The following is a 12987-nucleotide window of genomic DNA, read 5'->3' as shown; positions in this document are numbered from 1 at the left end:
CTCGGTCACGATTGGATTTCGGCCGCCTCCGGGCCCTTGCCCGGCACTCGTGTAATCGATTCCAATCCTCGGTACACGCAGTCGTGTAATCGATTCCACGAGGAGGTGGAGCGGCGATGGCGAGCATCAAGGACGTCGCCGCCGAGGCAGGCGTCTCCGTCGCCACGGTGTCCCGGGTCCTGAACGACCATCCGTCGGTCAGCGACGACGCCCGTACCCGCGTACGGGCCGCGGTCGCGACGCTGGGCTACCGCCCGAACGCCGTCGCCCGCTCCCTGCGCACCGACCAGACCCGCACCCTCGGCCTGGTCATCAGCGACGTGATGAACCCCTACTTCACCGAGCTGGCCCGCTCGGTGGAGGAGGCGGCCCGCGCCCTCGGCTACAGCGTCATCATCGGCAACGCCGACGAGCGGCCGGAGCTGCAGGACCACCACGTACGGACGCTGCTCGACCGGCGGATCGACGGGCTGCTCGTCTCCCCCACCGACGGCGGCTCGCCGCTGATGCTGGAGGCGGCGCGGGCCGGGACGCCCATGGTGTTCGTCGACCGGTGGATCCCGGGCGTCGACGTGCCGGTGGTGCGGGCGGACGGGCGGGCCGCGATCCGTGATCTCGTCGCCCATCTGTGCGGGCTCGGGCACCGTCGGGTCGCGATCATCGCCGGGCCGGCGGCCACCACCACCGGCAGCGAGCGTGTCCAGGCCTTCCGCGAGGCCCTCGCCGAGTACGGCGTCCCCCTCCCCGACGCCTACATCGGCCAGGGCGACTTCCAGGCCGAGAGCGGGCGGCGGGTCACCGAGGGGTTCCTCGACCTGCCCGAGCCGCCCGAGGTCGTGTTCGCCACGGACAACCTGATGGCGCTGGGCGCGCTGGACGCGGTGCGGGCGCGGGGGCTCCGAGTGCCATGTGACATAGCACTCGCAGCCTTCGACGACATCCCCTGGTTCGTGCACACCGACCCGCCCATCACCGCCATCGCCCAGCCCACCGGCGAGCTCGGCCGCGCCGCCGTACGCGCGCTGATCGACCGCATCGAGGGCCGGCCTCCGCAGTCCGTCACCCTCCCCGCCCGGCTCGTCGTCCGCCGCTCGTGCGGCGAGCACCCCGACCCCCCACACCCCCTCTCCCCTGTGCAAAGGAGCACGTCGTGAGCAACCCGGACGAGTTGCTGCGCATCGAGGGCATACGCAAGTCCTTCCCCGGCGTGGTCGCGCTCGACGGCGTCGACTTCGATCTGCGCCGGGGCGAGGTGCACGTACTCCTCGGTGAGAACGGCGCGGGCAAGAGCACCCTCATCAAGATGCTCTCCGGCGCCTACACCCCCGACGCGGGGCGGATCCTGGCCGGCGGCGAGGAGGTGCGCATCCATGGTGCGCAGGACTCCGAGCGGCTCGGGATCGCCACCATCTACCAGGAGTTCAACCTCGTACCCGATCTCACGGTCGCCGAGAACATCTTCCTGGGGCGGCAGCCGCGCCGTTTCGGGATGATCGACCGGAAGAAGACGGAGGCCGACGCCGAGGTCCTGCTGGAGCGGGTCGGCGTGCACGTGTCGCCACGCGCACGGGTCCGTGAACTCGGCATCGCCCGCCTCCAGATGGTGGAGATCGCCAAGGCGCTCAGCCTGGACGCGCGCGTGCTCATCATGGACGAGCCGACCGCCGTCCTCACCTCGGAGGAGGTGGAGAAGCTCTTCGCCATCGTGCGGCAGTTGCGGGCCGACGGGGTGGGGATCGTCTTCATCACGCACCACCTGGAGGAGATCGCCGCTCTCGGGGACCGGGTGACGGTCATCCGGGACGGGAAGAGCGTGGGCCAGGTGCCCGCCGGCACGCCCGAGGACGAGCTCGTCCGTCTTATGGTCGGGCGCTCCATCGAGCAGCAGTACCCGAGGGAGCGGGGAGAGACCGGCGGTGCGCTGCTCTCCGTCCACGGACTGACCCGGGACGGGGTCTTCCACGACGTGAGCTTCGAGGTGCGTGCCGGGGAGGTCGTCGGGATCGCGGGCCTTGTGGGTGCGGGTCGTACGGAGGTCGTACGGGCCGTCTTCGGGGCCGATCCGTACGACAAGGGGGCCGTGAAGGTCTCCGGTACGGCGCTCCGGCGGTCCGACGTCAACGCCGCCATGGCCGCCGGGATCGGGCTGGTCCCGGAGGACCGCAAGGGGCAGGGGCTGGTGCTCGACGCCTCCGTGGAGGAGAACCTCGGCCTGGTGACGCTGCGGAAGGCGACCCGGGCCGGGATCGTCGACCTCAAGGGGCAGCATGCCGCCGCCGGGCGGATCGCCGGGCAGCTGGGCGTACGGATGGCCGGGCTCGGTCAGCACGTGCGCACGCTCTCCGGCGGCAACCAGCAGAAGGTCGTCATCGGCAAGTGGCTGCTCGCCGACACCAAGGTGCTGATCCTCGACGAGCCGACGCGTGGCATCGACGTCGGCGCCAAGGTCGAGATCTACCAGCTGATCAATGAGCTGACGGCCGCCGGAGCCGCGGTGCTGATGATCTCCAGCGATCTGCCCGAGGTCCTCGGGATGAGCGACCGGGTGCTGGTGATGGCCCAGGGCCGGATCGCCGGCGAACTGGCCGCGGACGAGGCCACCCAGGACTCCGTGATGGCACTCGCCGTCAGCACCCCCGGTACCCCCGCCGCCCCCGCCCCCGCCACCCCCACCACAACCGACAAGGAGGCCGGACGTGGCCACTGACACGCTCAAGAACAGCAGCACGGGCGCCGCGGGCGTGCGCCGGCTGCTCCTCGACAACGGCGCGCTCACCGCGCTGATCGTCCTGGTCATCGCCATGTCGGCGCTGTCGGGGGACTTCCTCACCACCGACAACCTGCTCAACGTCGGCGTCCAGGCGGCCGTGACGGCCATCCTCGCCTTCGGCGCGACCTTCGTGATCGTCGCGGCGGGCATCGACCTGTCGGTCGGCTCGGTGGCGGCCCTGTCGGCCACCGTGCTGGCGTGGAGCGCCACTTCGCACGGGGTGCCGGTGTTCCTCGCCGTCGTGCTGGCCGTCGCCACGGGCATCGCGGCCGGTCTCGTCAACGGCTTCCTCATCGCGTACGGCAAGCTGCCGCCGTTCATCGCGACGCTGGCGATGCTGTCGGTGGGGCGCGGTCTGGCGCTGGTCATCTCCGGCGGCTCCCCCATCGCCTTCCCCGACTCGGTCTCGCACCTCGGTGACACCCTCGGCGGCTGGCTGCCGGTGCCGGTGCTGGTCATGGTCCTGATGGGCCTGATCGCGGCCTTCGTCCTCGGCCGGACCTACATCGGGCGCTCGATGTACGCGATCGGCGGCAACGAGGAGGCCGCCCGGCTCTCCGGGCTGCGGGTGCAGAAGCAGAAGCTCGCCATCTACGCGCTGTCCGGGCTGTTCGCGGCGGTCGGGGGCATTGTGCTGGCCGCCCGGCTCTCCTCGGCGCAGCCGCAGGCCGCCAACGGCTACGAACTGGACGCCATCGCGGCCGTCGTGATCGGCGGCGCCTCGCTGGCCGGCGGCACCGGCAAGGCGTCCGGCACGCTGATCGGCGCGCTGATCCTCGCGGTGCTGCGCAACGGCCTCAACCTGCTCAACGTGTCCGCGTTCTGGCAGCAGGTCGTCATCGGTGTCGTCATCGCGCTCGCCGTGCTCCTGGACACCGTGCGCCGCAAGGCCGGGGCCGCCCCGGTGGTCACCGGCGCGGGCGGCGGCAAGGGCAGGCAGGCCGGGACGTACGCGCTCGCGGCCGTCGTCACCGTGGCGCTCGTCGCCGCGACCTCCCTCCTGCACACGGGATCCTCCTCGGCCAACCCGAAGATCGGCCTGTCCCTGTCCACCCTCAACAACCCCTTCTTCGTGCAGATCCGCTCCGGCGCCCAGGCCGAGGCGAAGAAGCTGGGCGTGGACCTGACCGTCACGGACGCCCAGAACGACGCCTCGCAGCAGGCCAACCAGCTGCAGAACTTCACGAGTTCCGGCCTCGGCGCGATCATCGTCAACCCGGTCGACTCGGACGCGGCGAGCAACTCCGTGAAGACCGCCGGCAAGGCCGGCATCCCGGTGATCGCCGTCGACCGCGGCGTCAACAACGCCACGACGGCGACCCTGGTCGCCTCCGACAACGTCGCCGGCGGCGAGCTGGCCGCCAAGACGATCGCCGAGAAGCTGGGCGGCCAGGGCAGGATCGTGATCCTGCAGGGCCAGGCCGGTACCTCCGCCGCCCGCGAGCGTGCGCAGGGCTTCGCCAACGGCCTCAAGGCCTACCCCGGCATCCAGGTGGTGGCCCAGCAGCCCGCCGACTTCGACCGCACCAAGGGCCTCGACGTGATGTCGAACCTGCTCCAGGCGCACCCGGACGTCCAGGGCGTCATCGCCGCCAACGACGAGATGGCCCTCGGCGCGATCAAGGCGCTGGGTTCCAAGGCCGGTTCGTCGGTCTCGGTGGTCGGCTTCGACGGCACCCCGGACGGCCTGACCGCGGTCAGGAACGGCACGCTGTACGCGTCGGTGGCCCAGCAGCCCAGCCAGCTCGGGAAGATCGCCGTGGACAACGCCCTCAAGGCCGTCAAGGACCAGAAGATCCCGTCGGCGATCAAGGTGCCGGTGAAGGTGGTCACGAAGGACAACGTGGCCGGCTTCACGGGCTGAGCCACCAAGGAGGCGGCCGGGCGGTTGAATTGAGCCCCGGCCGCCTCGACCCGTTTCTCTAGGGAGTCATGTGATGTACGACTACGACCTCCTGGTCGTGGGCTCCGCCAACGCCGACCTGGTGATCGGCGTCGAGCGGCGGCCGGGCGCGGGTGAGACCGTGCTCGGCGGCGACCTCGCCACGCATCCCGGCGGCAAGGGCGCCAACCAGGCGGTCGCGGCCGCCCGGCTCGGTGCCCGTACCGCCCTGCTGGCCCGGGTCGGCGACGACGCGCACGGCAGGCTGCTGCTCGACTCGCAGCGGGCGGCCGGTGTGGACACGGTGGGCGTGCTGGTGGGCGGGGCGCCGACGGGGGTCGCCCTCATCACCGTGGACCCCTCCGGCGACAACAGCATCGTGGTCTCGCCGGGCGCGAACGGCCGTCTCGCACCGGCGGACGTGCGGGCCGCGGCCTGCCTCTTCCACGCCTCCCGGGTGGTCTCCACGCAGTTGGAGATCCCGCTGGAGACGGTCGTGGAGGTGGTACGGAACCTGGCCCCCGGCAGCCGTTTCGTGCTCAACCCCTCCCCGCCGCGGCCTCTCCCCGGTGAGGTCCTGGCGGCCTGCGATCCGCTGATCGTGAACGAGCACGAGGCGCGGGTGATCCTCGGCGAGGCGTGTGTGAGCGAGGAACCGGCCGACTGGGCGCGGCTCCTGCTGGCCAAGGGCCCGAAGTCGGTGGTCGTGACCCTGGGTGCGGAGGGTGCGCTGGTGGCCGACGGCCACGGGGTTGCGTCGGTGCCGTCCGTGAAGGTGGACGCGGTGGACACCACGGGCGCCGGGGACGCGTTCACGGCGGCCCTCGCGGTACGGCTCGGCGGGGGCGCCGCCCTCGCCGAGGCGGCGGCGTACGCGGCCCGGGTCGGGGCGGCGGCGGTGACGAGGCGGGGTGCCCAGGGGTCGTACCCGACGGCGGCGGAGGTCGACGCACTGTGCTGTGCTGTCCCGGGGGACGTGGTGTCCGACAGCGGCTCCGCCGCGGGCCGGACCCCCGGCCGGGGGTCGGGCAGCGCACCCGGGTCTGGTGGGCAAGGCGGGATGCTGTGAGGCGGGCGGGGATCCTCAACCGTCATCTCTCCGGCGCGCTCGCCGAGTTGGGGCACGGGCACGGGGTGCTGGTGTGCGATGCCGGGATGCCGATCCCGCAGGGGCCGCGGGTCGTGGACCTGGCCTTCCGGGCCGGGGTGCCGTCCTTCGCGGAGGTGCTGGACGGGCTGCTGGCGGAGCTGGTCGTGGAGGGCGCGACGGCGGCGACGGAGGTACGCGAGGCCAACCCGGCCGCCGCCGAGCTGCTGGACGGGCACTTTCCCGGCCTGGCCCTGGTCCCGCACGAGCGGCTGAAGGACCTGTCGGCGGACGCGCGGCTGGTCGTACGCACGGGCGAGGCCCGGCCGTACGCGAACGTGCTGCTGCGGTGCGGGGTGTTCTTCTAGGAGTCCGCCCCCGTGGGGAGCAGCACGGATTGGCGGGTCCCGGCGTTCCGGTGCCCGTCAATCCGTCATCCGCCGATCAGCAGGAACCCGAAGCAGACCAGCGGTGCGAGCGGAACCAGTGGTTGAGGTTCGGCAAGGTACCGCCGTGCTGCGCGATGGCGTAGCAGACACCGGTGTAGTTCGCACGCATGTAGAGAATGACCCAGTTGTACGAGGATGACGTGCCGCTGTTCTTGGCAGACCCGACGACTTGGTCGTCGGCCCACGAACACACGGTGGGAGCGTAGTACCAGTCCGCGTCGGCGTTCGACCACGTGCACCGGCTGCCCGTGCCGCCGATACCGGTCCAGACGCACAGATCGCCGCTCGGACAGTCCCACGCCGCTTGCGTCGAGGCACTCGCGGCACTCGGTGCGATCAGGCCCAGCGCGGCCGTGGCGAAGGTGAGCGCCGCGGCGACGAGGGCCCTGCGGCCCCGATGCGGTGTGCGGCTGGACTTCCGGTCGTGCTCCTGCTCGTACGAGGACGTTCCGTGCCCTTTCTCGTGGACAGCGCCAACGTGCCTATGGCTGGCGAAAATCCATGTTTCCGACCGGGCATGTCACTGTCATCCTCATGCGAGCGCACTGACATGTCGCAGGTCGGCAACGGGGGCTCACGGGGATACGGATGCTCCGCTTTCATTTCACGTCCGAGGACCTCACCAAGGTCAGAGCGGCGACCGAGCCGCACGCGCTGTGGGAGATCGCGGTCAGTCTGCACCGGCTCCAGACCCGCGACGGCCGCTGGGCCTACGCGCCCTGGTTCCGTACCGCGCGTGCCGCGTTGCGCCAGGACGGGCTCGAACGGACGGTGCGGACCTTCCTGCTGCCGCTCTTCCCGCGCGCCAGCTACTTCCCCGACTTCCTGACGCCGCCGGAGGGCGCCCACGGGCTGGACGCCGGGCTGGAGGCCGTTCTGACGACGCCGTACGAGCGGGTCGCGAGCGAAGTCGACGTACTCACCCGGGGCGTCGGTGCCCCGGCCTGGGCAGGACGGCTCACCGAGCGGGACATGCGCGAACAACTCGTGGGCGCCCTGCGCGCCTACCACCGTGCCGTGATCGCGCCGCACGAGGAGGTCATCCAGGAACGGCTGCACGCCGAGCGGGCCCGGCACGCCCACACCCTGTTCCACGCCGGGACCGAGGGCCTGCTCACCGGACTCGGCCCCACGATCCGCTGGCGGCCACCGGTCCTGGAGATCGATCCGTATCCGGCCCACCGCGACGTCCACCTCGACGGGCAGGGGCTGCTCCTGATCCCCTCCCACTTCTGCTGGCACGCCCCCATCGCCCTGGCCGACCCCGGCCTCCCGCCCGTGCTGCTCTACCCCCTCCACCACCTGCCGGCGATGACCCCGCAGACCGACTCCCCACCGCTGAACGCGCTGCTCGGCCCCACCCGCGCCGCCATCCTGAGGGCCAGCGCGACCGGCTCCACCACCACCGAGGCCGCCCGTCGGGCCGGGGTGACCCCTACGACGGCAAGCCATCACACGGCCGTACTGCGGGACGCGGGCCTGATCACCAGCCACCGCCACGCCAACACCGTGCTGCACACCCTGACCCCACTCGGAGCCGCCCTGCTGCGAACCGGACCCGGCGGCCACTGACCTTCGTGCGGCGACCGCCGCCGGGTCCGGCCGCACCACGCTGGGCGAGGCATGCTTCGAGGGGGCCCGATCCGTCGATCGAACCCCCTCGGCTTTTCCCCCTCCGTATCAGAACCCCCGTGATCCCCCCGGATCCCCCTCCGAAAGCCCTGACGCCAAGTGAGACCGCCGAGGTGGGGGGAGGGTTGTACGCCGGTACAAGATTTTTTCGAGCCGGGCCGGGCCGGTCCGCATCACGCCGGTCCGAGCCGGGCCCGGCTGCCGTGAGCGCGCCAATTAAGGACAATCTAAGGCAGCGGCAAAGACAGGTGACCCATAGGATCCATAGGATTCGGCTGCGCGCATGCGCCCTGACGACACCTGCCCCACCCCGGATCGGACGGGGTGGGGCAGGATCTCAGGGCAGTCGGTCAGGGGAAACCGACGTATTCAGCCGTGGCGCGCCGCGGACGTGTTCAGCGGACCGTGACGGACACGTTCTTGGAGACGGTGCTGCCGTCCTTGACCCGCAGGACCTCGACACCCTTCTTGTCGAACTTGTCGGTGAGCTTGTAGGCCGCCTTGGAGACCTTCGCCGTCGCGGGCAGCGAGACCCACTTCGAGCCGTCCTTGACCTGGAGGGTCACCTTGCTGCCCTCCTTGAGGTTGTCGACCTTGCCGGTGAAGGTGACGACATCGCCCGGCTTGACGGTGCTCTTGCTCGCCTTGAGGGTGATCGAGGAGGCCGGGGCCGGGGCGGCGACGGCGGCGGTGGCACCGGCGGCGACGAGCGCGGCGGAGGCCACGACAACGGCGGCGATACGCATGTTCACAGAGAACTCCTTGGTTTTTAATTACCTTTTCTAACCGCAATGTTGGGCCATTTGCTCGCCCCTTGCGGCCGACTCGAATCCTATAGACACGGCCTGGCCGGGCCCGGTTCCAGGCGATCGGGAAAAACCTGAACTGACAGGTGAGCCACAGCAAATGTGAAACATCGAAATCGCTGAGCAGCGGATATAAAGAAAACCTGTGTGAAGAACTCCTCACACAGGTTCTGACTGCCCCACAGCGTGAACGTACCGTCAGTTCTCCAGCCGGACCGGCATGAGGAGCGAGAAGGCGCCCTCGTCCTCGGGCCGGCGGATCGCGATCGGCGCCGTGGACGTGCCGAACTCCAGAATCAGCCGGTCACGGGCCCCGGCGGCCAGCGCGGCCAGCAGGAACTCACGGTTGACGGCGACACGGTTCGGGTCTTCGTCGACATCGGCGCAGAGGGTCACCGCCCCGCCGTCCTCCACCCCGAGCACGCTGAGGTCGGGCTCCCCGGCCTCCCCGGAGCGGACCGGACCCGTCTCCAGAGCATGCCGGAAGGCCGCCACCTCGACGACGGTGCGGCGTCCGCCGGCCCGGGGCAGGAGACGACGGTAGTCGGGGAAGTCGTGGTCGAGGCACCGGCCGGCCGCCTGCCGGTCCCCGGCCTCCAGGGTCACACGGTCACCGTCGAGAGAGAGCCGCACAGGTCCCTCACCGTCCAACAGCGCACGCATCGCGTCGGCAAGCGGAGTAGGCACGATGACCTGCACCCGACCCCCGTCGTGCCCGGCGGCACCGGCCCGCGCGCACGCCATCCGGTACCGGTCGGTGGCCACGGCACGAAGACTCTCGCCCTCGATGTCGAACAGAATCCCGCCGAGCATCGGCAGCTCGGGGTCGGTGCTCGCCGCGAAACGGACCGCGTCCAGCGCGGCTGCCAGCTCCGGTGCGGCAACGGACAGGCGGACGGGGGCGCTGCGGAACGAGGTCATGGCATTCTCCCGGTGATCGAGTAGCGCACGGAGTGCGGAGAACTCGGCGCGGGCCTCGGACAGCCCCTGTTCGAGACGGCGCAGGTGTGCCTTGAGTAGCTTCCGGACCAGATCGGTGTCCGGGCCGGACCAGCCTGCCAGCACCAGCCGGATGTCCGCCAGCGGCATCCCTGCCCGGCGCAGGCGGGCCAGCACCCGGGCCTCCTCCACCTGCCCAGGGTCGTACCAGCGGTATCCGCTCACCGGATCCACCCAGGCAGGCACCAGCACACCGGCCCGGTCGTAGAACCGCAGGGCACTCACCCCCAGCCCGCTATCGCGGGCCGTCTCCCCGATGCTGCGCATGTCGTTCTCCACACCGGCACTCTGGGCCCTGCACAAGGTCGAGGGTCAACCCGGCAACCGCACGCCCCCGCTCTCGAAACTCAGGAGGCTTTCTCGCAGGCAACTTGATGAAGAGCCCGGAGCTGGTGGAAACCGTCTTCGGATGGCACAAGTCCAGTTGCAGCGGCGGTGTTGAGAACGACCGCCTGGAGATCACCCCTGGCCACGCCACCGCACCGTCCGCGACAGCAAGGCCGGAGCCGCCGGCCCGGCGTTGGTCTTCTCGGCGGGCGGCTGGGCCGCGTTCGTAGGGGCCGTACGAGACGGGCGTTTCAGCAGCTGACCTCCGAAGTCGGCTTCCGCGATGGAGTGGCACGAGCAACTCGTCACCGCCCTCGGATACCGCAGGACGGATGAAGTCGCCTGAATGCGGAATATGAGATTCGGCCCGCCGAATATTCATGCCTCCGCTCGCCACAAAAGGCCCCGTCACGCCGTATGGTGATCTTCGTTCGAGCCGCTCGGGATGTAATTCGCCGACTTCCCCGGCGACCGTCCCCACGCAAGTGGATTCAGAGAGCGGTGACCGATCCAGGGGACACGGACGCCATATCGAGCGCAACAAAGAACGATTAAAGACTGACTATCGATCTTCCCTGGTCCGGGCAGTCGGAATGGGCCGTGAGGACGCTCTCTTCGACCGCGAACGCAATTACCAGGGTGCCGACAACCAGAAGGGCCGCTCTGTGGATCAGATGGTTCTCAAGGCGCAGCAATGGGTCAACGCAACGTATGCGGGCGTATCGGGATACAACCCGTGCACCGAGAACGGAATGACCGGCTGGGAGACGATCTACTGCCTCACCCGGGCACTCCAGCACGAACTCGGCATCACCACGCTGTCCGACAACTTCGGGCCGACGACATGGGCGGACCTGAACGCGTACGGTCCGGTTGGGCGGGACTCCGGCAACATCAACATGCGGACGATCGCGGAGGCCGCCCTCTACTGCAAGGGCTACAGCGGCGGCGACATCGACGGCGGCTTCAACGTGTCCACCGGCGCCGGCCTGACCGCGCTGGTGGCCGACATGGGCCTGCCCGGCCCGGAAGTTCCCGGCTCACAGCTCTACAACGTGGAGCCGAAGGCCTTCAAGGCGCTGCTGACCATGGACGCGTACGTGCTCACGGCCGGCGGCTCCAGCATGATCCAGACCTGTCAGCGATGGCTCAACGACGCGTACTACGGAAAGGGCCAGTTCTTCATCGGCCCGTGCGACGGGCACTTCTCCCGCAACGTCCAGCAGGCCCTGGTCCTGGGTATCCAGTACCAGATGGGCCTGACGGACAGCCAGGTGACGGGCTCCATCGGTCCGACCACCGAAGGGGCGCTCAAGACGACGGCGTACGTCGCCGACGGCTCGCAGGACTCGGGCTCGGCCGGCTGGGTGCGGCTGTTCCAGTGCGCCGTCGCGTTCAACGGCTACGACGCCCACTGGGGCGACGGCGGCGGGACGTTCGGCTCCGATCTGGAGGCCACGGTGAAGGCCTTCCAGCGGTTCAGCTCGCTCTCGGCTTCCGGCGCCGGCGACTACGCAACCTGGATGTCGCTGCTGGTGTCCACCGGTGACCCGGACCGCAAGGGCACCGCGTTCGACTGCATGTACCCGCTGAACGCGACCACCATCCAGACGGTGAAGGACAACGGCTACTCCATAGTGGGCCGTTATCTCACGGGCGGCACGAACAAGGTCCTCACGAATTCCGAGATCGCGCTGATCTTCGACAGCGGTCTTTCCCTCTTCCCGATCTGGCAGGAAGAGGGGAACACGATCAGTGATTTCAGCGGACCGCTGGGGACCGAGGCCGGAAACGACGCGGCCGAAGCTGCGATCACCTTCGGTATACCGTACGGCACGGTCATCTATTTCTCGGTCGATTTCGACGCGACCGACGACGACATCACGAGTGCGATCATTCCGCACTTCCGGGGAATCAACAACGGCATCAGCGCGATGGGCAGCCAGTACGCGATCGGTGTGTACGGATGTCGCAACACCTGCCTCCGCCTCGAGGCTGAGGGCCTCACCACCCGGAGTTTCGTCAGCGGCATGTCCACCGGTTACAGCGGAAATCTCGGATACCCGCTCCCGGACAACTGGGCCTTCGACCAGATCAAGGACTTCACCCTGGCCACCGGCACCAGTGGGGCCGTCGAGATCGACAACGACATCGCCTCCGGGATGGACCCGGGCATCAACAGCGTCACCCGGCCGCGCGACCCCAACGACGCCTTCTACACGTACATGATCTGGGTGGAGGCCAGAGCGGGCCAGTGGATCGATCAGGGAAACACCTCGCGCTCCGCGCAGGAACTGGTCGCGCAGTACCTTCGGGCCCGCACGTCGAAGTACGTGTTCACCGGTTCCGACACGGTTTTCGGCGAACTCGACCAGGGTTTCGTCGACTTCGTGAACACCTATCCCGACGAGCCGTACGCGGGCCCGCTCCGCGACCCGGGCCTGCTGTGGGACGCCGACATCGACCACTTCGGCGCGTCCTGCGGCGCGGTCATCACCAGTGGAGTGCCGGGCGACCTCACATCGGCCAACCTGACGGACTTCGGGAGTTGGGGCGGCGACCTCGTCAGCGTGTTGGCGCAGTTCTACCTGAGCGGGCTCTCCGACGACCAGGCGTACCTCTACGCCGCGGACCAGATCGCCGGAAAGGGCGACAGCACGTACTTCTCGCTCGACGACCTCCTCGCCGACATGGACTCCTACGTCCTGGGGCTTGCCGTCAGGCAGGGTTCCGGCCAACCGCTGTCGACGGGTTTCAAGGCGGGCTACGCGTCGGCCGACGCGGCTGCGGCACGCCGGGCCTCGTTCTACTCGATCCGCTTCGGCAGTTCCCCCGACACGGTGGCGGCCGCCGCCCTCAGCGCCATGACCAGCAACACCGCCGACCCGCAAATGGCCGGTATCCGGGATGCCTTCTGGCTCAAGACGACCCAGTCCGTGACCTGCCCGACTCCCGGGTTCATGTCCGACGCCGCGCTGTCCGGTGTGGCGACCGCCTTCAAGGACGCCGTCGTCCAGTACTGCTCATGAGGAATG

General features: G+C 69.6%; 10 protein-coding genes and 1 pseudogene. 8 read left to right on the top strand and 3 right to left on the bottom strand.

The features are described 5' to 3' along the window. The first annotated feature begins 116 nt into the window (after nt 1-116). The 5 genes from SSP29_RS36810 (at nt 117) to rbsD (ending at nt 6107) form a co-directional block, all read left to right on the top strand. Nucleotides 117-1154, top strand: a complete 1038-nt coding sequence (locus SSP29_RS36810) for a LacI family DNA-binding transcriptional regulator (RefSeq protein WP_089105255.1) — start codon at nt 117-119, stop codon at nt 1152-1154. Further along, the gene (locus tag SSP29_RS36805; protein WP_089105254.1) at nt 1151-2707 is read left to right on the top strand and encodes a sugar ABC transporter ATP-binding protein; all 1557 of its coding nucleotides are present in this window, start codon (nt 1151-1153) and stop codon (nt 2705-2707) included. The genes SSP29_RS36810 and SSP29_RS36805 overlap by 4 nt, the downstream gene beginning before the upstream one ends. After that, on the top strand, nt 2697-4634 hold the full coding sequence (locus SSP29_RS36800; protein WP_089105253.1) for an ABC transporter permease/substrate-binding protein: 1938 nt from the start codon (nt 2697-2699) through the stop codon (nt 4632-4634). The genes SSP29_RS36805 and SSP29_RS36800 overlap by 11 nt, the downstream gene beginning before the upstream one ends. Before the next feature lie 73 nt (nt 4635-4707). Continuing rightward, entirely contained in the window at nt 4708-5721 is a 1014-nt protein-coding gene (locus SSP29_RS36795; protein ID WP_089105252.1) for a ribokinase, read from the top strand. Beyond that, nucleotides 5718-6107, top strand: a complete 390-nt coding sequence (rbsD, locus tag SSP29_RS36790) for a D-ribose pyranase (protein WP_089105251.1) — start codon at nt 5718-5720, stop codon at nt 6105-6107. Before SSP29_RS36795 ends, rbsD begins: the two co-directional genes overlap by 4 nt. A gap of 76 nt (nt 6108-6183) precedes the next feature. On the opposite strand, the gene SSP29_RS60315 is transcribed toward rbsD, so the two are convergent. Continuing rightward, nucleotides 6184-6525, bottom strand: a complete 342-nt coding sequence (locus SSP29_RS60315) for a peptidase inhibitor family I36 protein (protein WP_275539781.1) — start codon at nt 6523-6525, stop codon at nt 6184-6186. Nucleotides 6526-6776: 251 nt separating this feature from the next. Here SSP29_RS60315 and SSP29_RS36780 point away from each other — a divergent pair, with 251 nt between their 5' ends. After that, nucleotides 6777-7760 (top strand): ArsR/SmtB family transcription factor, encoded by a 984-nt coding sequence (locus tag SSP29_RS36780; protein WP_089105249.1) that lies wholly within the window; start codon nt 6777-6779, stop codon nt 7758-7760. 455 nt (nt 7761-8215) lie between these two features. Here SSP29_RS36780 and SSP29_RS36775 read toward each other — a convergent pair whose 3' ends face one another. Continuing rightward, complete coding sequence (locus SSP29_RS36775) at nt 8216-8566, bottom strand: hypothetical protein (RefSeq protein ID WP_245883453.1); 351 nt, start codon at nt 8564-8566, stop codon at nt 8216-8218. A 258-nt stretch (nt 8567-8824) separates the two neighbouring features. Then, nucleotides 8825-9892, bottom strand: coding sequence for a DNA polymerase III subunit beta family protein (locus tag SSP29_RS36770; RefSeq protein ID WP_089105247.1), 1068 nt, complete (start codon nt 9890-9892; stop codon nt 8825-8827). A gap of 226 nt (nt 9893-10118) precedes the next feature. Between SSP29_RS36770 and SSP29_RS61370 the strand changes: the two are divergent. Together SSP29_RS61370 and SSP29_RS36760 are read left to right on the top strand one after the other, a co-directional pair. Continuing rightward, nucleotides 10119-10214, top strand: a pseudogene (locus tag SSP29_RS61370) (DUF397 domain-containing protein); the annotation flags it as partial. Nucleotides 10215-10704: 490 nt separating this feature from the next. Then, nucleotides 10705-12981: a glycoside hydrolase domain-containing protein gene (locus SSP29_RS36760; RefSeq protein WP_167450079.1), complete on the top strand. Its 2277-nt coding sequence runs from the start codon at nt 10705-10707 to the stop codon at nt 12979-12981. Nucleotides 12982-12987 lie beyond the last annotated feature (6 nt).

Origin of the sequence: Streptomyces hyaluromycini, from assembly GCF_002217755.1 — a bacterium.
Lineage (GTDB): Bacteria > Actinomycetota > Actinomycetes > Streptomycetales > Streptomycetaceae > Streptomyces > Streptomyces hyaluromycini.
Note: the sequence above shows the minus strand (reverse complement) of the source record. Positions and strands in the feature narration are given on the sequence as shown.

Coding starts and splice junctions, on each gene's coding strand:
- SSP29_RS36810 (WP_089105255.1), top strand. CDS start 117: ATGGCGAGCATCAAGGACGTCGCCGCCGAGGCAGGCGTCTCCGTCGCC.
- SSP29_RS36795 (WP_089105252.1), top strand. CDS start 4,708: ATGTACGACTACGACCTCCTGGTCGTGGGCTCCGCCAACGCCGACCTG.
- SSP29_RS36780 (WP_089105249.1), top strand. CDS start 6,777: ATGCTCCGCTTTCATTTCACGTCCGAGGACCTCACCAAGGTCAGAGCG.
- SSP29_RS36775 (WP_245883453.1), bottom strand. CDS start 8,566: ATGCGTATCGCCGCCGTTGTCGTGGCCTCCGCCGCGCTCGTCGCCGCC.
- SSP29_RS36770 (WP_089105247.1), bottom strand. CDS start 9,892: ATGCGCAGCATCGGGGAGACGGCCCGCGATAGCGGGCTGGGGGTGAGT.
- SSP29_RS36760 (WP_167450079.1), top strand. CDS start 10,705: ATGACCGGCTGGGAGACGATCTACTGCCTCACCCGGGCACTCCAGCAC.